The following is a 20,786-nucleotide window of genomic DNA, read 5'->3' on the forward strand; positions in this document are numbered from 1 at the left end:
GCGACCCCGCTGCGTCTGGCTACGCCATCCACCGCCCCTCCCAGGGGTGGATTTTAATGCATTACAGCGCCAAATTTTTGAGGGATGACGCCGCGCCCCGCGTATGAAGGGGCATGACGCATTTGACCCTCGACCGCCGCACCCTCTTCAAGGGCGCTGCCGCCCTCAGCTTCGCCAACGCCTTCCCCGCCTGGGCGCAAAGCGGCACCCATGGCCTGGCACCAGCGCCGGGCGTGCTGTCGGGCGAGACAATCGCGCTCGCCGTGGCCGACAGCCATTTTTCGACCGGCGGCCGCTCGGCCCATGCAATCACCATCAACGACACGCTGCCCGCGCCGCTGATCCGGTTGCGCGAGGGGCAGAATGTCCGCCTCTCCGTCACCAACAAGTTGAAGGAAGACACGTCGATCCACTGGCACGGCCTGATCCTCCCCTTTCAGATGGACGGCGTCCCCGGCGTCAGCTTCCCCGGCATCCGCCCCGGCGAAACCTTCCACTATGAATTTCCGATCCGGCAGTCGGGCACCTATTGGTATCACAGCCATTCGGGCATGCAGGAGGCGATGGGCCATTATGGCCCCATCGTCATCGATCCCGCCGGCGTCGATCCGGTGCAGGCGACGCGGGAGCATGTGATCGTCCTGTCCGACTGGTCGCCGGTCCACCCGCATGTGCAGCTCAAGCGGCTCAAGCAGATGGGCGGCTATTATAATATGCAGAAGCAGACGCTGGCCGGGCTGCTCAAGGGCAAGAACCAGTCCCTGAAGGAGCGCGTCGAATGGGGCGCGATGCGGATGGACCCGACCGATATTTCGGACGTCACCGGCTCGACCTACAGCTTCCTCGTCAACGGCCATGGCACGGCGGAAAACTGGACCGGCCTGTTCACGCCGGGCGAGCGCGTTCGCCTGCGCATCGTCAACGCTTCGGCCATGACCAATTTCAACGTCCGCCTGCCGGGGCTGGCGATGACCGTGGTGCAGTGCGATGGGCAGCATGTCCAGCCGGTCGAAACCGACGAGTTTCAGATCGGCATCGCCGAAACCTATGACGTGATCGTCCAGCCCACCGACGCAGCACCTCACGCCCTGATCGCCGAAGCCATCGACCGCTCCGGCCTGGTGCGCGCGACGCTCGCGCCGCAAATCGGCATGGTCGCGGCCATCCCGCCGCTGCGCACCCGCCCGTTGCTCACGATGAAGGATATGGGGATGGACATGTCCGGCATGGACATGGGGCAGGGGGGCGTCATCGACCTGTCCCAACCGGCCAATGAAAGCATGGCCGGGCACAGCATGAAGATGCTCGACCCCTCGGTCGCGCCGGAGGTGCCGATGGGACCGGGCGTGGCGACCCTGTCCTCCATGCCCGCCGATCGCACCGCCGACCGGCCCACGGGGCTGGAAGATGTCGATCATCGCGTGCTGACCTATGCCGACCTCCGCGCGCTGGAGCCGAATGAGGATGTCCGCGCGCCGACCCGCTCGCTCGACATTCACCTGACCGCGAATATGGAACGCTATATGTGGTCGTTCGACGGGGTGAAGCTGTCCGACGGCGCGGAACCCATCGCTTTCCGCCATATGGAGCGGGTGCGCGTCACCCTCATCAACGACACGATGATGCCCCACCCCATCCACATCCATGGCCATTTCTTCCAGCTCATCACCGGCGAGGATGCGACCCACAACCCGCGCAAACATACGGTCAATGTCCTGCCCGGCGGCAAGATCAGCTTCGATCTCACCGCCGATGCGCTGGGCGATTGGGCGTTCCACTGCCACATGCTGATGCACATGCATGCCGGGATGATGCGCGTCGTCACTGTCCGTCACGCGGAGGACGCGGCATGAAGCGCCTGATCGTCGCCGCGTTGTTCGCCAGCGCCACGCCCGCCCTGGCCCAGATGGATCATAGCCAGATGGACCATAGCGCGCATCAGATGCCGCCCGCGCCGGAAGCATCCGCCGACCCGCACGCCGGGCACAGCATGCCTGCCGCCGACGATATGATCCCCAAAGGCGTCGCCCCGCCAGTCCCAACCGACCACGCCGCCGAAGCCTTTTACGACCCCGCCGTCATGGCCCGCGCCCGCGCCGCCATGATCCAGGAAAGCGGCGGCATGACCTTCTCGCAACTGATGGTTGATCGCCTCGAATATCGCGCCAACAAGGGCGCGAACGGCTATGCCTGGGAAGGCGAAGGCTGGATCGGCGGCGACATCAACCGCTTCGCCTTCAAGACCGAAGGGGAGGGTGAAGTCGGCGGCCCGCTCGAAAGCGCCGAGGTCCAGGCACTCTATAGCCGCGCGATCGACCCATGGTGGAACATGGTCGCAGGCGTTCGCCACGACATCCGGCCGCAGCCTCAGCGCAGCTACGCCACGGTCGGCATCGAAGGCCTCGCCCCTTATTGGTTCGAAGTCGAGGGCCAGGCCTTCGTCTCGACCAAGGGCGACGTCCATCTGCGCATGGAGGGCAGCTATGACCAGCGCATCACCCAGCGCCTGATCCTGCAACCCGCCGCCGAAGTGAATATCGCGGCGCAGGATGTGCCCGAACTCGGCATCGGGTCGGGCATCTCCAACATCGAACTGGGCTTGCGCCTGCGCTATGAATTCGCCCGCGAATTCGCGCCCTATGTCGGCGTCCATTGGGAACGCAAGCTGGGCGACACCGCCCGCTACGCCCGCGCCGAAGGGGAAGGGGCGTCGACCGCCAGCCTCGTCATGGGCATCCGTTTCTGGTTCTGACGATCGCGGCACAAGCTGCTGTGGACTGGCAATAATTTGTCATGCTGCCCGCTATCGCGCGCCGCTCTTCGCGCGATAGCACTGTGACGCAGCCCTACTCTCTTCCCGATACCGAAAAACGGATCAGGGTAGATGCGGCATTTCGCCCCTTGGGGCTTCCTTTTCTTTGCGTGCGCGCTGGCTGGCGTTACGCCTGCCGCCGCGCAGGAAACCGATCCATGGGTGGTGAGCGGTGGCTTCGACCTCATCGAATTGCGCGCGGGCCAGGGCGACGATATATTCTTCTGGGATGCCGCCTTTTCCTGGGGAAACAGCCGCGATCAGGTGATGCTGGTGAGCGAAGGCGGCGGGGCGCTCGGCAACCAGATCGACGAAACCCAGATGCGCCTCTTCTATGGCCGGACGGTCGGCAATACGACCTGGCTGGTGGGCATGCGCAAGGATATCAAGCCGCACCCCCGCGACATCCATGCCGCGATCGGCGTGCAAGGCATGGTCGGCACGCGGCTAAGCTGGGAGACCTATGGCTTCCTGTCGGATGACGGGCGACTGACCGGCGAAGCGCAGCTCATCTATGCCTTGCCGATCACGCAAAATCTCTATCTCGAACCGCGCGTTGCGGTCGGCTGGTCCGCCCAGGCGTCGGGCAGGGATGCGGTGCGCGCGGGATTTACGGAAGCGGAAACGACATTGCGCCTGCGCTATCGCCTGAAGCCGAAACTCAATATCTACACGGCCATCGTCCATGAACGGCTGCTGGGCGGCACCCGCGCGCTCGGCCGGTCGCAGGGGGAGGCGCTGCAATCCACCGCCGCCGTGATCGGCTTCGGCTTCAGCCTGTAGCGATCAACGCGCCAGATGCCGCTCGGCCAGAGCGACATGCAGTTTGATACCCAGCGCCAGCACATCGTCATTGAAATCATAATGAGGATTATGCAGCGGCGTGCCGCCATCGCCCTTCGCCTGCCCCAGCCAGATATAAGCCCCCTTGCACGCCTGCAGCATGAAGGCGAAATCCTCCGAGGTGAAGGCGGGATCGGGCGCGATCAGCGCATTTCCCACCGTCGCGGCCGCATCCAGCGCTTCTTGCGCCGCCTCCGCATCGTTGATCGTCGCGGGATAATAGCGCTGATAATCGACGGTCGCGCTGACTCCATTGGCAATGCCGATGCCCGTAGCAATCTCGCGGATCGATGCTTCGATCCGGTCCTGTACCGCCGGATCGAAGGTCCGCACCGTACCGCTGACGCGCACTTCGGCCGGAATCACATTATGCGTATGTCCGCCATGGATCTGCGTGATCGACAGCACCGCCGATGCCGTCGCCGCGATCCGGCGCGATATGATGGCGTTCAATTGCTGCACCATCGCGGCGGCCGCCTGGATCGCGTCGGGCGTATCCTGCGGGATGGCGGCATGGCCGCCGCGCCCTTCCAGTGTGATCTCGAACTTGTCGGCTGCGCCCATGATCGGGCCGGGCCGCGTCGCGATCGTGCCCGCAGGCAGGTCGGGCCAATTATGCAGGCCGAACACGCGGTCGCACGGGAAGCGCTCGAACAGCCCTTCGTTCACCATCTCCCGCGCGCCGCCATGCCCCTCTTCGGCGGGCTGGAAGAAGAAATTCACCGTCCCGTCGAAATGGCGGGTCCGGCTCAACTGCTGCGCCGCGCCGAGCAGCATCGCGACATGGCCGTCATGGCCGCAGCCGTGAAAGGTGCCCGGCGTCGTGCTGGCATAGGGCAGGTTGGTCTGCTCCTGGATCGGCAGCGCATCCATGTCGGCGCGCAATCCGATGCTGCGCCCCGACGTCCCGTTACGCAACACGCCGACCACGCCCGTCCGCCCGATCCCCTCATGCACCTCCAGCCCTAGCGTCCGCAATTGCTCGGCGATGCGGCCAGCGGTGCGATGTTCGCAAAACCCCAATTCAGGATGCGCATGAATATCGCGCCGAAAGGCGATCAGCGGTTCGATCAGGTCGGATATGTCGGTCATGGCAGCACCCTAAACTATAGCAGTAATCGATCCTCCCCTTGTAGGGGAGGTGGCAGGGCGTAGCCCTGACGGAGGGGTGTCGCCCCCTCGATAGGGTGACACCCCTCCACCACTCGCTTCGCGAGCGGTCCCCCTCCCCTTACAGGGGAGGATTGTGGTGTCCGGCTTGTCAAACTACATAATCGCCCGAACCATATCTTCCAGAGACGATCATGTCCCCGCGCAGGCGAGAACGCGTTTCCCCCCAATCCTACCGCTGTTCCCCGAACAGATGCTGGATCGGATAATGATGTTTGATGAAGGGCGATTTGATCACGACGTAGCTGAAATATTTTTCGATGCCATAATCGCTTTCCAGCATGCCTTCGACGATCGACTGATAATGCGCCACGCCGCGCGTCACGAATTTCAGCAGATAGTCATAGCCGCCACTGACCAGGTGACATTCGACGATCTCGTCCAGCTTGCGAATGCGCGTTTCGAACCGCGAAAAGTCCCCGGCGCGATGCTCGGTCAGCGTCACTTCGGTAAAAACGGTCAGATATTCGCCCAGCTTGTGCAGGTTGATATGCGCGCCATAGCCGGTGATATAGCCCGCCTTCTCCAGCCGCTTGACGCGGGTGAGGCAAGGGCTTGGCGACAGGCCAACCGCATCGGCCAATTCGACATTGGTGATCCGGCCCGACATCTGAAGCTGCGTCAGGATCTTCAGGTCGATCCTGTCCAGTCTGGGTCCGCCCAACATATGCCTTGCTCCCCTTATCTTATCCCAGCGCCGCGCGAATATCCGCCTGTTCGAGCAGTCCGTCGAGTGTTTTCCGAATGCGCGCGAATATCTCGTCCATCTCCGCGTCCGACGCGCACAGCGCCGGGGCCAGACCGATGATATTATCGGCAAAGGCACGGAAGATGACGCCATTGGCATAGCCATCGGCAAAGAGGCGATCGGCGACCTTAAGCGACGGGTCGAACCGCGCCTTCTTGCCCTTGTTCGCCACCAGTTCGATTGCACCCAGCAACCCGCGCCCGCGCGTGTCGCCGACCAGCGGATGATCGGCAAGCCCCGCCAACCCCGCGTCGAAGCGCGCCGCCACCTTCTGTCCGTTCGCCAATATCCCGCCTTCGGTATAGAGGCGCAGCACTTCCAAACCCACCGCCGCGCTGACCGGATGACCCGAATAGGTTGCGCCATGGCCAATCACGACATCGGCAGCCGCGCCATCGGCAATGCTCTGATAGATGATGTCCGACATCAGCACCGCGCCCATCGGTACATAACCGGCGGTCAGCCCCTTGGCGACGGTCATCAGGTCGGGCGTGACGCCTTCGGCTTCGCAGGCGAACATCGGCCCGGTGCGGCCAAAGGCAGTGATGACTTCGTCGGCCACCAGCAAAATGTCGAGTTCGTCGCACGCTTGCCGCATGGCCTTGAGCCAGCCGACTGGCGGGACGATGACGCCGCCCGATCCCTGGATCGGCTCGCAGAAGAAGGCAGCGACGTTGTCTGCACCCAGTTCCGCGACCTTGTCCTTCAACTGCTGCACCGACCGCGCGATGATCGCCGCGTCATCGCCCTCCAGATCGCTGCGATAGGGGTAGGGCGATGCGATATGATGCTGCCAGCGCAGCGGCAGGTCGAACCCACGATGGAAATTGGCGAGCGCCGTCAGCCCGGCGCCGGTGGTGCTGGAGCCATGATAGCCGCGCTCCAGCGCGATGCACTGTTTCTTTGTCGGCTTGCCGATCGCGTTGAAATAATGGGTGATGTAGCGGATCGCGCTATCCACCGCGTCCGACCCGCCCAGCGTGAAATAGACATGATCAAGGCCTTCAGGCGAAAGATCGACCAGCCGCTGCGCCAGCTGCACCGCCGGTTCGCTGCCGAAATGGAAATAGCCCGTCGCATAAGGCAGGCGGCGCATCTGTTCGGCGGCAACCTCGGCGATGCTGTCCTGACCATAGCCGACATTGACGCACCACAGCCCGGCAAAGGCATCGAGCAGTTCCTTGCCGTCCATGTCGGTCAGCCACATGCCCTTGCCGCTCTGCAGCAAAGTCGCGCCGCGCGCCTCATGCCCCCGGAAGGAGGTGACGGGATGGATCAGGTGATCGCGGTCGATGTCCAGCAGGGATCGGTTGGATTGGTGCATCGTCGGTTTGCTCGCCATGGATGGTTATGGGGGCAGCCTATCGTCCCGCCACGGGGGCAAAGCCCGATATCGAACCAATAGCGACCATCGCTGCCCTTAATCATGAACCAACGCAGCATATTATGCCGCTGTCCTACAGGAGGCTCGCCATGCTATGATTGAATGGCTTTAAAACCGGGGCCGATGACGAAAGAAACCGACCCCGGATGCTGCCCGCCCTGCCACCTCCCCTTACAGGGGAGGATTTTGCAAAGACGTAGTGGCCTTTCCGATAGGATCAGGCGAGCGTAACAAAATGTCGCAATTTGCGGGAAATATGCGAAGTTAAGCGCTTCCCGTCCATCACGCCAGCGCGTCAGCAATCGCCTTGCCGCACTGCTCGGTATTGGCCGTGCCTTTCAGATCACCAGTGCGCAGGCCGGATTCCGCCAGCACGGTTTCGACCGCGCGCATGATGGCGGCTGCGGCGTCTACCTCGCCCAGATGCTCCAGCATCATCGCTGCCGACCAGATTTGCCCGACCGGGTTGGCGATGCCTTTTCCCGCAATATCGGGCGCGGAGCCATGCACCGGCTCGAACAGGGACGGGTGGGTGCCATCCGGGTTGATATTGCCCGATGGCGCGACGCCGATCGTGCCCGTGCAGGCGGGGCCAAGGTCGGAAAGGATATCGCCGAACAGATTGGACGCCACGACCACATCGAAGCGATCGGGGTTCAGCACGAATTGCGCCGTCAAAATATCGATATGATATTTGTCATGGGTGACGGTCGGATAGTTTGTGGCCATCTCCTCCACCCGTTCGTCCCACCAGGCATGGTGATCGCAATGCCATTGGACTTGGTGGCGGACGTGACATGCTTGCGCTCCGGCGTTGCAGCCAGATCGAACGCATAGCGCAGCACCCGGTCGGTGCCATGGCGCGTCATCACCGTTTCCTGGATCACGATCTCGCGATCGGTGCCGGGGAACATCTTGCCGCCGACCGAACTATATTCTCCTTCCGTATTTTCGCGCACTACCCAGAAATCAATGTCGCCCGGCTCACGGCCGACGAGCGGGCAGGGGACGCCGGGCATCAGCCGCACCGGACGCAAATTGACATATTGGTCATATTCCCGCCGGAACTGGAGCAGCGATCCCCAAAGCGAGACATGGTCCGGCACCGTATCGGGCCAACCGACCGCGCCGAAGAAGATCGCATCGGGCTTGCCGATCCGCTCCTTCCAGTCGTCCGGCATCATCTGGCCATGTTTGGCATAATAGTCGCAGCAGGCGAAATCCTGCCACGTCTGCGCGATCGAAAAGCCATAAAGGCTCGCCGCCCGCTCCAGCACGCGAATGCCCTCCGGCATCACTTCCTTGCCGATGCCGTCGCCGGGGATGACGGAGATGGAATAGGTGCGATTGGTGGCAGACATAAATCACTCCGTTCGCCCTGAGCCTGTCGAAGGGCATTTCTGTCTTGAGAAGAAGGTGAGGGCTTCGACAGGCTCAGCCCGAACGGAAAAAGGGCAGTTCTTACAGTTTCAACCCACCGATATGAAACGCCTTGGTCTCCAGATATTCCTCGATTCCCACACGCCCGCCTTCACGGCCCAGGCCCGACATCTTGACCCCGCCAAAGGGCGCGACCTCCATCGCGATCGACCCGCTGTTGAGCGCAACCATGCCCGCTTCCAGCCGCTCCGCCACGCGAAAGGCGCGGTGCAGATTTTCGGTGTAGAAATAGCTCGCCAGACCATAGCTGGTCGCATTGGCCAGTTCGATGCCTTCCTCTTCATGGGTGAAGCGGAACAAAGGCGCGACCGGGCCGAACGTCTCTTCCTCCGCCAGTCGCATGTCCCGCGTCGCGCCGGTCAGCACCACCGGCCGGGCAAAACGCTCGCCCGCCGCGCCTTCGGGCGCCTGCGCAAACAAAGTCGCGCCCTGTGCCAGCGCATCTTCGACATGCGCCTTCACCTTGGCGGCGGCGGCGGCATTGATCAACGGCCCGATCGTGCTGCCCGGCTGGTCGCCCGGCGCGACGGTCAGCGCGGACACGGCCTTGGCCAGCCTCTCGGCAAACTGGTCATATACCGCATCCTGCACCAATATCCGGTTGGCGCAGACGCAGGTTTGCCCGGCGTTGCGGAACTTGCTGACCATCGTGCTGGCGACGGCCAGGTCGATGTCGGCATCGTCGAACACGATCAGCGGCGCATTGCCGCCCAACTCGAAGCTCACCCGCTTGATCGTATCGGCGCATTGCCGCATCAAGAGTGCGCCGACGCGCGTCGATCCGGTAAAGGACAATTTGCGCACCACGGGACTCGCGGTCAGCGCCCCGCCGATCGCGGTGGGCATACCAGTAACGATGTTGAACACCCCCGCCGGAAAGCCGGCTTGCTCGGCCAGTTTCGCCATGGCCAGCGCGCTATAGGGGGTCAGTTCGGAAGGCTTGACCACCACCGGGCACCCCGCCGCCAGCGCGGGCGCGCATTTGCGGGTGATCATCGCGGACGGGAAATTCCAGGGCGTGATCGCCGCCGATACGCCAACCGGCTCCTTCATCACCAAGATGCGGCGATTGGCTTCCGGCGCAGGGATCATGCCACCCTCGACCCGGCGCGCTTCCTCCGCAAACCATTTGATGAAGCTCGCCGCATAGCGGATTTCGCCCTCGGCCTCCGCCACCGGCTTGCCCTGCTCGGCGGTCATGATCCGCCCCAAGTCGGCGACATTCTCCAGCACCAGCGCATGCCAGCGTTCCAGCACGGCGGCGCGATCGCCCGCCGTCCGCGCCTTCCACGCCGGGAAAGCCGCCTCCGCTGCGTCGATGGCCGCCTGCGTATCGGCTTCGTTGCAATCCGGCACAGTGCCGATGATCGCGCCGGTCGCGGGATTGTCCACCGGCACAGTAGCGCCGGAGGCAGCCCCGACCCATGCGCCGCCAATATAGGCGCGTTCGACGAAAAGAGCGGGGTTGTTGAGCGAGAGGGTCATCCGAGCGCCTGTGTCGTGAGGGAAAAGACTTGGACGGCTGCATCCGTCTGCGGCAACGGCCCGCGCACCATGCGCATGACCCGGCCGACGCAGGGCAGGCCCAACTCGTCCAGCCAGCCGCCCAGCCCGCTTTCTTCCGGTATGTCGAGCCGACAGAAGGTGCCGCTGTTCGACCCCAGCCAGTGCGAGATCAATGCCTTCGCCCCGCCGACATCGGGCGCGATGGTCGGACCCACCACATAGCCGCGTCCAAACCGGCGAAACAGCGCAAAGCCGACCGGTTCGTTGCTGCGTGTCAGCACCACGCCCTGCGCGCCCGGCACCAGCGCATCGAGCAGCGCGTCGCGGTTCATGCCCGTGGCCCGGCGCGCCAGATCATGCAGCGACGGCATATCCTTCGCGCCCAATGGCCGCACCCGCTCGTCGGGGATCAGTTCGGCAACGGGCACGGAAAAAGCCGCGCCCTGATGCTGGAACACCGGGCCGATGCTCTCGAAACCCAGCTTGCGATAAAGCGGCGCGCCTTCGTCGGTGGCATTCAGTAATATGGTGCGATCGCCCAGATCGGCCATCACTGCTTCCATCAACCGGCGGCCCAGCCCCATGCCCTGCGCAGCGGGCGAGACGATGACCATGCCCAGCGTCGCCGCATCCAGGCCATAAAGCCAGGCCATGGCCGTGCCGATGACTTCGCCGTCGCGCTCGGCAACATAGCCTAGGCCAAGGCTCAGCAGCATCTCCCAATCTTCGATCCGGTGCGGCCATTTCTGTTCGCTGGACAAGGCATGGCCAGCGGCCAGATCATCCACGGTCATGCGCCGCAGGTTCACCATCGCCTCTATGCCTGTCGCCATGCGTCTTGCTCCATTGGCGGGAAAGGGGTGCCCGCCTGTCTTGGTCGGAATCATCGGATTCCCATTGTTGGCGCGACCATAAATGCCGCGTTCAAGCATTGGCTGCCGCCTTCGCCCCGATTTTGGAAGATTATCGCGCAGATTTTCCTGCGCAACTGCAACACATGCCGCGCACGATCCATATTCTGTCCGCCAGCCCGCCAAGAGGAAAGCCGCGCCATGGACATTTTCAACCCCGACCTGATCGCACTGCCGCAGGGCAGCAATTTCATCGACGGGCGGCGTGTCATCGGGCGCGGTGCGGCCAGTCCGGTGCGGCGGCCGTCCGACGGGCGGGTCTATGCCGATCTCGACAGCGTGGACGAGGCGCAACTGGGCGAGGCGGTCGAGGATGCCCAGCGCGCTTACAAGACCAGTGGCTGGGCGCAGACCGACCCGCGCGGACGGATGCGCGTGCTGCGCCGCTGGGCCGACTTGATCGAGGTGGACATGGAGACGCTCGCCCCGCTCGAAGCGCTGGGGTCGACGCGGATGATCCACGAAATCCGCGCCTGGGACGTCACCTATACCGCTGAAACGGTGCGCTTCTTTGCCGAATGGGCGGACAAGATTGGCGGCGAGGTAGCGGCGACCACGCCCGACAAGCTCGGCCTTACCATCCACGAACCCTATGGCGTCGTCGCGGCTATCGCGCCGTGGAACCTGCCACTGGTCATGGCCGCCTGGAAAATCGCGCCCGCCATCGCAGCGGGCAACAGCATCGTCCTCAAGCCATCGGAAATGACGCCGTTCAGCATCGTGCGCCTCGCCGAACTGGCGATCGAAGCGGGGCTGCCTGCGGGCATCTTCAACATCGTGCAGGGTGACGGCCGTTCGGTCGGCGATCCGCTGGTGCGCCGCCCTGAAGTCGCCAAAGTCACCTTCACCGGATCGACCGCGACGGGCGCAGCGATCATGACCGCCTGCGCCCAGACCGGGCCAAAGCCGGTGACGCTCGAACTGGGCGGCAAAAGCCCGCAGATCATCTTCGCCGATGCTGCGCTCGACAAGGCGGCGGCGATCGTCGCGCGGGCGATCACGCTCAATGCGGGCCAGGTCTGCGTCGCCGGTTCCCGCCTGCTGGTGCAGGAGAGCGTTGCCGACCAGGTGATCGACCGTATCGTCACGTCTTTTGCTGCGCACAAAATGGGGCCGACCTGGGCCAGCGACAGCACGCTTGGCCCCATCATTTCGGAAGGCCAGCTCGACCGGATCGATCGCATCGTCCAGCGCGCCGTGGTCGCTGGCGCGCAAGTGCTGACTGGTGGCGGTCGCGCCGCCGCGCCGCAGGATGGCAGCTATTTCCAACCCACTTTGCTGCAAAATGCTGCGCAGCAAAGCGAGGCGGTACAGGGCGAGATTTTCGGTCCCGTGCTGACCGTCCAGACCTTTACCGACGATGATCAAGCCTATGCGCTGGCCAACGACAGCGCCTATGGCTTGGCGGCGGGGGTGCATACGACCGATGTCGCCCGCGCCCTGCGCGCCACCCGTGCGCTGGAAGCCGGCACCATCTGGGTCAACCGCTATGGCCGCAGCAATGATTTCATCCTGCCCACTGGCGGCTATAAGCAATCGGGCATCGGCAAGGATCTGGGCCGGGAGGCCTATCTCGCCAATCTCAAGACCAAAGTCGCGCTGATCGAGTTCTGACGCCAGGGCGTGCCCGAAAGACCATGTCGCGCCGACGGCATGGGCATGGGAAGCGCGGCAGATGAACACAGCCCTCCCCCACGGTGATCGCGCCGCTGCTGGTGACGCTCGCGTGACGGTGTGGTATGATGGCGCATGTCCCTTATGCCGCCGCGAAATTGACCTGATGCGCCGATTGGACCGGCGCGGCCGGTTGCATTTCATCGATGTGGCCAGTGCCGACGCGACTTGCCCGATCGACCGTGCCGCCTTGCTGGCGCGCTTCCACGCCTGCGAAGATGGCCGGATGCTGGAGGGCGCAGCGGCCTTTGCCGCGATGTGGCGCGCCATTCCCCTGCTCCGACCCTTCGGCCTGCTCGCACGTTACCGCCCCGTCCTGGCGCTGCTCGACCGGCTCTACACCTACTTCCTGCGCTGGCGACCAGCGCTGCAAAGGCGGTTGCGATGAGCGATCGCTATCGCAAAGTGCCCTCGGCCCGACTGTCGCGCTTTGCCGCCTTCGGTCAGATGGCGGGCGGCGTCGCATCGGGCATGGTGGCGGAAGGCGCACGGCGGCTGGCGCGCGGGGAGCGGCCGCAGATGCGCGACCTGTTGCTCACGCCCGGCAATGCGCAGCGCGTGACCGAACAATTGTCGCGGCTGCGCGGCGCGGCGATGAAACTGGGCCAGATGATCTCGCTCGACGCGGGCGACATGCTGCCGCCCGAACTGACGGCCATCCTCGCCAAATTGCGCGACAATGCCCATCATATGCCGCCAGCCCAATTGCAAAAGGTGCTGGCCACGCAATGGGGCCAGGACTGGCGGCGGCGTTTTGCCCATTTCGAAGCCAGCCCGATCGCGGCCGCCTCGATCGGCCAGGTCCATCGCGCCCGCCTGCCCGATGGCCGGGTGGTCGCGGTCAAGGTGCAATATCCCGGCGTCGCCGACAGTATTGACGCCGATGTCGACAATGTCGCTACCCTGCTGCGCCTGTCCGGTCTGCTGCCCTCGGCGCTCGACATCGCGCCGCTGCTGGGCGAGGCGAAGATCCAGTTGCATGAAGAGGCCGACTATCTGCGCGAAGCGCGGCAGATGCAGCTTTATGCCGATCGGCTGGCCGACGACCCCCGCTTCCTGGTGCCCCGTCCGCTGGACGATTGGACCACGGACCAGGTGCTGGTGATGGACTATATCGCGGCGGATTCGATCGACACGCTCGCCGACGCATCGCAGGCGGTGCGCGACCGGTCGATGGCCGCGCTGCTCGATCTGGTGCTGCACGAACTGTTCGTCTTCGGCCATATGCAGACCGACCCCAATTTCGCCAATTATCGCTGGCGCCCTGAAAGTGGGGAAATCGTGCTGCTGGACTTCGGGGCCGCGCGCCCGGTGCCGCCGGAAACGAGCAACGCGTATCGTACATTGTTACGCGCTGGCCTTGCGGGCGACCGGGATGGCCTGCGCGCGGCGCTCATTGATGTGGGCTTCGTGTCGCCCGCCCTTGTCATCCGGCATGGCACTGCGCTCGACGCCATGATCGACACCATCATAGCCCATGTGCTGCGCCCCGGCCTGTTCGATTTCGCCGATCGCAGCTTCGTCGAGCGTTTGCGCGAGCAGGCGATGCCGGTGGTTGGTGATACCGCCAGCTGGCATCTGCCGCCGGTGGAAACCATGTTCGTCCAGCGCAAGGTCAGCGGCACCGCGCTGCTCGCCGTCCGCATGCAGGCGCGCCTACCGCTGGTCGATATGGTCGCGGGCATGGTGGCGCAGGACTAACGCCCGGTTTTGGCACAGCGCGGTCCACGGTTGGGCGCAAATTCCGTGACATGAGTTGACACATTCCCATCATCGCGGCAGCGCCGGACGATGACCATTCGCCAGACTCGCAGCATCGCCCTGAAGCCCGAATGGGACGGCTTCATCGCCCAGCAGATCGACAGTGGCGTCTATGCCGATGCCGACGCGATGCTGATCGCCGGGTTGCAGGCATTGCGCGATGGCGCACAGGCGGCCCATCCGGTTCTGCCCGGCTGGCCCTTTGGCGGTGGCGAATGTGGCGATATCGTCCGCCGCTTCGACTGGTCTTCGACCGCGCTGGGGGCGATTGCGACATGGTCGGTCGAATTGCGCGCGACAGTCGGCAATATCGTCAATTCTCCGGTGGCCAAGGTGCTGATGTGGGGACCGGACCATGTCATGCTCTATAATGACGCCTATGCCCAGATCGCGGGCGCGAACCACCCGGCCGCGCTGGGCGGGACGGTGCGCGGCGTCTGGCCGGAAATCTGGGACTTTAACCAGCGGGTGCTGGAAGCAGGGCTTAAAGGCGAAAACCTGTCCTATCTGGAACAGCCCTTGGTCCTCAACCGCGGCGGCGTGTCGCAAACCGTCATTTTAGACTTGTTCTACACGCCTGTCTTCAACGGGGACGGCACGGTCGGCGGGGTGATGTGTACCTGTATCGACAATAGCGTCCGCGCCAAGTTCGAAGCCGACCTGTCGCTCAGCAACAGCCGCTTCCGCATGGCGATGGAGGCGGTGCATGGCGTATTGTGGAGCAACAGCGCCGATGGGCGGATGGTCGGCGAACAGCCCGGCTGGGCGGCGCTCACCGGCCAATCCTATGACGAGTATCAGGATTTTGGCTGGGCCAATGCGGTCCATCCCGACGATCAGGCCGACAGCATTCGCAGCTGGAACGAAGCGGTCGCTGCCAAGCGCATGTATGTCCATGAACACCGCGTGCGCCGCCATGACGGCATGTGGCGCGTCTGCGCCATCCGCGCCCTGCCGATCCTCAGCGACGCGGGCGAGATCATGGAATGGGTCGGCGTCCACACTGACATTACCCACCAGCGCGCAGCCGAAGCCGCCTTGCGCGAACAGGCCGACATGCTGGCGCGGCAGGTGCGCCATCGCGAACGTGCCGAAGATCAGCTGCGCCAGCTCAACGAAACGCTCGAAGCGCGCGTGATCGCGGAAATCGATGAACGGCGGCGGACGGAAGCCAAGCTCGCCCAGGCGCAGAAGATGGAGACGATCGGCAAGCTGACCGGTGGCGTCGCCCATGACTTCAACAATCTGCTGCAGATCATATCCGGCAATCTGCAATTGCTGGCCAAGGATGTGGCGGACAATCCGCGCGTCGAAAAGCGGGTCAACAATGCGATGGCCGGCGTCTCGCGCGGCGCCAAACTCGCCAGCCAATTGCTCGCCTTCGGGCGGCGGCAGGCGCTCGAACCGCGCGTCGTCAATGCGACCCGTTTCGTGCGCGGGATGGACGATATGCTGCGCCGGGCGATCGGCGAGGGCGTGGAAATCGAAACCGTCGTGGGCGGCGGCTTGTGGAACACCTTTATCGATCCGGCCCAGTTCGAAAATGCGCTGCTGAACCTCGCCATCAACGCGCGCGACGCGATGGACGGTCAGGGTTGCCTGACCATTGAACTTGGCAATGCCCATCTCGACGCCGACTATGCCCGCGTGCATGATGAAGTGACGCCCGGCCAATATGTCATGCTCGCGGTATCGGACACCGGCTCCGGCATGGACGCCGACATTCTCGCCAAGGTGTTCGAACCTTTCTTCTCGACCAAGGGCGAAGGCAAGGGGTCGGGCCTTGGCCTCTCCATGGTCTATGGCTTCGTCAAACAGTCCGGCGGCCATGTAAAAATCTATTCCGAAGTGGGCGAAGGCACGACCGTCCGCCTCTATCTGCCGCGCTCGATCGAAAGCGAAGATGCCGAGGTCCAGATGGACAGCGGGCCGATCAGCGGCGGCACCGAAACCGTGCTGGTGGTCGAGGATGACGAGGAAGTCCGCGCGACCGTGGTCGAAGTGCTGACCGACCTTGGCTATAATGTCCTCAAGGCACCGGACGCGGCGGCAGGTCTGATCGTCATCGAAAGCGGTATGCCGATCGACATATTGTTCACCGATGTCGTGATGCCCGGCCCGCTCAAAAGCCCGGAACTCGCGCGCAAGGCGCGCGAACGGCTGCCCAATCTCGCCGTCCTCTTCACATCGGGCTATACCGAAAATTCCATCGTCCATGGCGGCAAGCTGGACGCCGGGGTCGAACTGCTCTCCAAACCCTATACCCGCGAAGCGCTGGCGCGGCGCCTGCGGCACGTCCTCGATAATCAGCGGCAGCGCAACGCCATCGCGCAGCAGGCCAGCGACACCCCCGCGGCACGGATCGGCGCGACGGTGCTACTGGTCGATGACGACGCTTTGATCCGCCAACATGCCGCCGAAATCCTCAAAAATGCCGGATGCCTGGTAATCGAGGCTGGCAGCACCGAAGACGCGATGATGGCCTTGCAGACCGCGCCGGTGGACGTGCTGGTGACCGACCTGCATCTGCCCGGCGCGTCGGGTGTGGCGCTCGCCGAAGCGGCCCGCGCTCAACGCGGCACGATCGCCATTCTCTTTGCCACCGGCGACGGGCAACTCGCCGCGCGCGACGCCCTGCCCGGCGATATGGTTCTCAACAAACCCTATGACGCCGTCCAACTGATCGAGGCTGTTCAGGCCGCCATGCACGCGCAGGGCGTGCGTCCCGATCCCGAAGCGCTGATCCCGCCAGCACCCCAACCGATGCGGGAGGTGGAGAAGGACTGACCGCTCAGTAGCCTGCTTCCACCGCCAGGCGGATGGCGTCGGCGCTGGTCGACACGCCCAGCGCCTTGAGCAGCGCGGCCTTGTGCATCTTGACCGTCCGCTCCGACAGGGTGAGCGCATAGGCGATCTGCTTGTTGAGCTTGCCCGTCGCCATCAGCATCAGCACTTCGCGCTGCCGCACGGACAGGCGCGAAATCTGCGCATGGGCCTGGGCGCGGCGGGCGACGATGCCGATCTGCGGGTCCATCACCTCGACCTGCGACCCCAGAAAATATTCCAGCACCCCTTCTTCGTCGAAGATCGGCGCGACCAGCACGGCATTGCGAAACGGCGTGCCGTTCTTCTTGTAATTCAATATTTCCACCAGCGCGGGCCGTTGCTGGCGGATCGCCGTGCGCAATGTTTCGGTCAGCCAGGGTTCCGTGTCCGCGCCTGACAGAAAGCGGCAATTATGCCCAACTATTTCATCGCGGCTGAAACCTGTAAGTTCCATAAATGCCGCATTGCATTCGATGATGGGATTGTCGGGCAGGCGCGGATTGCTGATGACTGTCGCGACCGGACTGTTGGCGATCATTTCTACTAAGGACATGCGTAATCTTAATCCCGTAAACGGCTGATGCACCATGCCCGGTTGGACATGTTGTGGCACAACCCCCCTTAGCGGCATTGTTAACCAGACGCAGCGGCACGAAGGTCGTGGCAATGACGGATCGAGGGGTGCCCGATGAACTTCATGTTGCATGATCATGACGCGTTTGACGAGTCCGACACGCAAATCATCCCCGATGCGGTGCTGGATGCGGTCCGTACCCTGTTGCGCTGGTCGGGCGACGACCCGGACCGCGAAGGCCTGGTCGATACCCCAAAGCGGGTCGCCCGCGCCTGGCAGGAATATTGCAGCGGCTATCAGGAAAATCCCGCCCTGCACCTCGACCGGACGTTCGAGGATGTCGGCGGCTATGACGAAATCGTGCTGCTCAAGGACATTCCCTTCCATTCGCACTGCGAACATCATCTGGCCCCCATCACCGGTAAGGCGTCCATCGCCTATCTGCCGCGCAACCGGGTCGTGGGCATATCGAAACTCGCCCGCGTGCTGCATGGCTATGCTCGCCGCCTGCAGGTGCAGGAACGGCTGACCGCCGATGTCGCCCAGTGCATCTGGGATCATCTGCAACCCTATGGCGTTGCGGTGGTGATAGAGGCCCAGCATGGCTGCATGACCGGGCGTGGCGTGCGGACGCCGGGCGTCTCCATGGTAACGAGCCGCCTTCTCGGCTGTTTCCTCACCGATGCCGGCAGCCGCAAGGAATTGCTGGCGCTGATGGGATATTGAACTGATGCGGGTCGCAGTAATCGGTGCGGGCATGGCGGGGCTATCCTGCGCCGATGCCTTGCGGGAAGAAGGCCATGAGCCCGCCCTGTTCGACAAGGCGCGCGGGCCGGGTGGGCGCATGTCCACCCGCCGCTGCGACAGCCCGCTCGGCACCATCGCCTTCGACCATGGCGCCTCGCACTTCACCGCGCGCGGCGTGGCGTTCCGCCAATTGGTGAGCGAATGGCAGGCGCAAGGCGTCGTCGCGCCCTGGCCCGTCGCCGGGCGCGATGCCTGGGTCGGCACGCCGGGCATGAATGCGCCGATCAAGGCGATGGCCGAACGGCATCCCGTCACTTGGAACTGCCCGATTGCGGGCGTCACCCATGATGGCCGTCATTGGTGGTGCCGGGTTCAGGACAGAAGCTTTGGCCCGTTCGACGCGGTGGTCATCGCCGTGCCGGTCGAACAGGCGCTGCCGCTCATATCGCTCCATGATTTTCAGATGGCCCGGCTCGCCATGACGGTCGGCTCGCAACCGTGCTGGGCGGGGATGTTCGCCTTTGCCGAACCGCTCGACATCGGCCCCGACATGATCCGCCATATCGGGCCGATCGGCTGGGCGGTCCGCAACAGCGCAAAGCCGGGCCGGACCGGGCCGGAAGCCTGGGTGGTGCAGGGGTCAGCGGACTGGTCTGCGACGCATCTGGAGGAAGATGCCGACCGGATTGCCACCCTGCTGCTCGACGGCCTAGCCCATGCCACCGGCCTCACCCTGCCGACGCCGGTGGTCCGCATGGCGCATCGCTGGCGCTATGCGACGCCTTCGGGCTGTTTCGCCAATGCGCTATGGAACCCTGCGTTGCAAATCGGCATGTGCGGCGACTGGCTGGCGCATGGCTTTGTCGAACAGGCCTGGCAGTCGGGCAGGGCGCTGGCCGGGGAAATGCTGAGCCTGGCGCAGGATGAGGGCGCAATGGGGATCGCCCGGCGCGGCTAAAGCAGCCCCGCCAACAGCGTCAGCCCGCCCAGTCCGAGCGACAGATGCCAGCGCAGTTGCAGCCAGCCGCCAAAGCCTTCCCGCCCGCGCACGATCAGGCGATCAACCAGAGGCGAGACGATCAGCGCCACCGCCAAAATAAACAACGACGGTCGCGGCCAGTCCCACCCCAGCACCCAGGGCAGATAGGTGGCGAGCGCGATCAGGCTGGGCATAACCGCCGCATGAACATCCAGCGCGGCGGCAGCGCGATCGCCAGGCCCAACCCCCACCACACGCCGCCCAGAAACGAAAAGATGAGGCGCATAGCCATAGGCCACCGCCATCGCTGTCCAGTATAGCTCCGGCCCGCCTGTCAGCATGGTGCCGATGGCGGCAATCTGCGGCAAAAGCCCGCTATAACCGAGCAGCCGGGCGGACCCATCCATCATGTCCTTTGCCTCACGCATTCGCCGTCTTCCTCTCGACCTGTCAGAACGGAATGACCGCGCCATCCCAGCCATAGCATTGGCCCGACGCCTCCGGTCCCAGCCCGTCGATCACCGACAGCAAGTGCCGGGCCGATAGCTCCGGCGGAAACAGCTTCTCCGGCGCGACATTGCGCTGAAAAGGTTGTGACAATCCGCTATCCACCGTGCCCGGATGCAGCGTGACGGCAATGGCCTCCGGGTTGATCCGCACCAGTTCGATCGCGATGTTGCGGACGATCATGTTGAGCGCGGCCTTCGACGCGCGATAGGCGTGCCATCCGCCCAGCCGATTGTCGCTGATCGACCCGACCCGCGCCGACAATGCGGCAAAGACCAGCCGGCCCTGACGCGGCGGCCGCAGCAGCATATGTTTGGCGATCAACGCCGGGCCGGTGGCATTGATCGCGAACAACCGCGCATAAGCCTCTGCGCTCTGGTCACGCAGCGATTTTTCGGGCCGCAGATCTTCCCCATGCAACAGACCGGTCGCGACGATGACGATCCGGGGCGGGGCATCGTCCATCGCCCGCGCCGCCGCTGCGATCGAGGCTTCATCCTCCAGGTCGAACGTAAAGGGCCGTATCTTTGCACCCTGCGCCAGCTGGCCGCGCCCACCCGCATGGACCAGCGAAATCGCGTCGCTCGCCGCGAGTTGCGCCGCCAACGCTGCGCCGATGCCGCCGCTCGCGCCGAATATGCAGGCGGCAACCGGGGGAGGGGAGGTATTCATCATACTAATGGCCTTGCGAGGCGCAGAGCGCACACGCCATATGACCGATCGGGCATCATCGGCTCTTGCGCCGCAAGTCACCCTTGCACCGCTCCGAACAGGTCTTCACCTCGTCCCAATCGCGCGCCCATTTCTTGCGCCAGGCAAAGGGCCGCCCGCACGCCGCGCAGATTTTCTCCGGCAGGGTCGATTTGGTATAGCGCTTGTCCGTCATCAGCGGACCTTAGCGCAA

At 64.1% G+C, this 20,786-nt stretch carries 18 protein-coding genes and 1 pseudogene; 9 read left to right on the forward strand and 10 right to left on the reverse strand.

Annotated elements, in window-relative coordinates; genetic code table 11:
- Positions 1 to 113 precede the first annotated feature (113 nt).
- From BF95_RS03130 to BF95_RS03140, 3 genes are all read left to right on the forward strand, one after another.
- Positions 114 to 1,853 (forward strand): copper resistance system multicopper oxidase, encoded by a 1,740-nt coding sequence (locus BF95_RS03130; RefSeq protein WP_043149303.1) that lies wholly within the window; start codon positions 114 to 116, stop codon positions 1,851 to 1,853.
- Positions 1,850 to 2,752, forward strand: coding sequence for a copper resistance protein B (locus tag BF95_RS03135; protein ID WP_043149304.1), 903 nt, complete (start codon positions 1,850 to 1,852; stop codon positions 2,750 to 2,752). The genes BF95_RS03130 and BF95_RS03135 overlap by 4 nt, the downstream gene beginning before the upstream one ends.
- Positions 2,753 to 2,884: 132 nt before the next feature.
- The gene (locus BF95_RS03140; RefSeq protein ID WP_043149305.1) at positions 2,885 to 3,595 is read left to right on the forward strand and encodes a copper resistance protein B; all 711 of its coding nucleotides are present in this window, start codon (positions 2,885 to 2,887) and stop codon (positions 3,593 to 3,595) included.
- Between the two features lie 3 nt (positions 3,596 to 3,598).
- Here the strand turns inward: BF95_RS03140 and BF95_RS03145 are convergent, their stop codons facing one another.
- From BF95_RS03145 to BF95_RS03170, 6 genes and pseudogenes are all read right to left on the reverse strand, one after another.
- Positions 3,599 to 4,747: a M20 aminoacylase family protein gene (locus BF95_RS03145; protein ID WP_043149306.1), complete on the reverse strand. Its 1,149-nt coding sequence runs from the start codon at positions 4,745 to 4,747 to the stop codon at positions 3,599 to 3,601.
- A 250-nt stretch (positions 4,748 to 4,997) separates the two neighbouring features.
- Positions 4,998 to 5,492 (reverse strand): Lrp/AsnC family transcriptional regulator, encoded by a 495-nt coding sequence (locus BF95_RS03150; protein ID WP_043149307.1) that lies wholly within the window; start codon positions 5,490 to 5,492, stop codon positions 4,998 to 5,000.
- Positions 5,493 to 5,511: 19 nt separating this feature from the next.
- On the reverse strand, positions 5,512 to 6,897 hold the full coding sequence (locus BF95_RS03155; protein ID WP_152542535.1) for an aspartate aminotransferase family protein: 1,386 nt from the start codon (positions 6,895 to 6,897) through the stop codon (positions 5,512 to 5,514).
- 342 nt (positions 6,898 to 7,239) lie between these two features.
- Positions 7,240 to 8,318, reverse strand: a pseudogene (locus BF95_RS03160) (tartrate dehydrogenase).
- A gap of 100 nt (positions 8,319 to 8,418) precedes the next feature.
- On the reverse strand, positions 8,419 to 9,882 hold the full coding sequence (locus tag BF95_RS03165; protein WP_043149310.1) for an NAD-dependent succinate-semialdehyde dehydrogenase: 1,464 nt from the start codon (positions 9,880 to 9,882) through the stop codon (positions 8,419 to 8,421).
- Positions 9,879 to 10,736, reverse strand: a complete 858-nt coding sequence (locus BF95_RS03170) for a GNAT family N-acetyltransferase (RefSeq protein WP_043149400.1) — start codon at positions 10,734 to 10,736, stop codon at positions 9,879 to 9,881. Before BF95_RS03170 ends, BF95_RS03165 begins: the two co-directional genes overlap by 4 nt.
- Positions 10,737 to 10,955: 219 nt before the next feature.
- Here BF95_RS03170 and BF95_RS03175 point away from each other — a divergent pair, with 219 nt between their 5' ends.
- From BF95_RS03175 to BF95_RS03190, 4 genes are all read left to right on the forward strand, one after another.
- Positions 10,956 to 12,428, forward strand: a complete 1,473-nt coding sequence (locus tag BF95_RS03175) for an aldehyde dehydrogenase family protein (protein WP_043149311.1) — start codon at positions 10,956 to 10,958, stop codon at positions 12,426 to 12,428.
- 61 nt (positions 12,429 to 12,489) lie between these two features.
- A complete protein-coding gene (locus BF95_RS03180; RefSeq protein ID WP_051519827.1) occupies positions 12,490 to 12,876 on the forward strand; it encodes a thiol-disulfide oxidoreductase DCC family protein in 387 nt (128 codons plus the stop codon).
- The gene (locus BF95_RS03185; RefSeq protein WP_043149312.1) at positions 12,873 to 14,189 is read left to right on the forward strand and encodes an ABC1 kinase family protein; all 1,317 of its coding nucleotides are present in this window, start codon (positions 12,873 to 12,875) and stop codon (positions 14,187 to 14,189) included. Before BF95_RS03180 ends, BF95_RS03185 begins: the two co-directional genes overlap by 4 nt.
- A 90-nt stretch (positions 14,190 to 14,279) precedes the next feature.
- Positions 14,280 to 17,036: a hybrid sensor histidine kinase/response regulator gene (locus BF95_RS03190; protein ID WP_051519828.1), complete on the forward strand. Its 2,757-nt coding sequence runs from the start codon at positions 14,280 to 14,282 to the stop codon at positions 17,034 to 17,036.
- Between the two features lie 4 nt (positions 17,037 to 17,040).
- Here BF95_RS03190 and BF95_RS03195 read toward each other — a convergent pair whose 3' ends face one another.
- Positions 17,041 to 17,628, reverse strand: a complete 588-nt coding sequence (locus BF95_RS03195; protein WP_200866867.1) for a PAS domain-containing protein — start codon at positions 17,626 to 17,628, stop codon at positions 17,041 to 17,043.
- Positions 17,629 to 17,763: 135 nt separating this feature from the next.
- Here BF95_RS03195 and folE point away from each other — a divergent pair, with 135 nt between their 5' ends.
- Together folE and BF95_RS03205 are read left to right on the forward strand one after the other, a co-directional pair.
- On the forward strand, positions 17,764 to 18,375 hold the full coding sequence (gene folE, locus BF95_RS03200; protein WP_043149314.1) for a GTP cyclohydrolase I FolE: 612 nt from the start codon (positions 17,764 to 17,766) through the stop codon (positions 18,373 to 18,375).
- A 4-nt stretch (positions 18,376 to 18,379) separates the two neighbouring features.
- Positions 18,380 to 19,354 (forward strand): NAD(P)/FAD-dependent oxidoreductase, encoded by a 975-nt coding sequence (locus tag BF95_RS03205; protein WP_043149315.1) that lies wholly within the window; start codon positions 18,380 to 18,382, stop codon positions 19,352 to 19,354.
- Here the strand turns inward: BF95_RS03205 and BF95_RS03210 are convergent.
- Genes BF95_RS03210 through BF95_RS26060 form a run of 3 tightly spaced genes read right to left on the reverse strand, consistent with a single transcriptional unit; the run spans position 19,351 to position 20,768 of the window.
- Complete coding sequence (locus BF95_RS03210) at positions 19,351 to 19,803, reverse strand: DUF3429 domain-containing protein (protein ID WP_235209538.1); 453 nt, start codon at positions 19,801 to 19,803, stop codon at positions 19,351 to 19,353. The two genes, BF95_RS03205 and BF95_RS03210, sit on opposite strands and share 4 nt — an antisense overlap.
- 22 nt (positions 19,804 to 19,825) lie before the next feature.
- Entirely contained in the window at positions 19,826 to 20,557 is a 732-nt protein-coding gene (locus tag BF95_RS03215; RefSeq protein WP_200866868.1) for an SDR family NAD(P)-dependent oxidoreductase, read from the reverse strand.
- A gap of 52 nt (positions 20,558 to 20,609) precedes the next feature.
- Positions 20,610 to 20,768, reverse strand: a complete 159-nt coding sequence (locus BF95_RS26060; RefSeq protein ID WP_037476832.1) for a DUF2256 domain-containing protein — start codon at positions 20,766 to 20,768, stop codon at positions 20,610 to 20,612.
- Between the last annotated feature and the right edge of the window lie 18 nt (positions 20,769 to 20,786).

Origin of the sequence: Sphingobium sp. Ant17, from assembly GCF_000588875.1 — a bacterium.
Classification (GTDB): Bacteria; Pseudomonadota; Alphaproteobacteria; order Sphingomonadales; family Sphingomonadaceae; genus Sphingobium.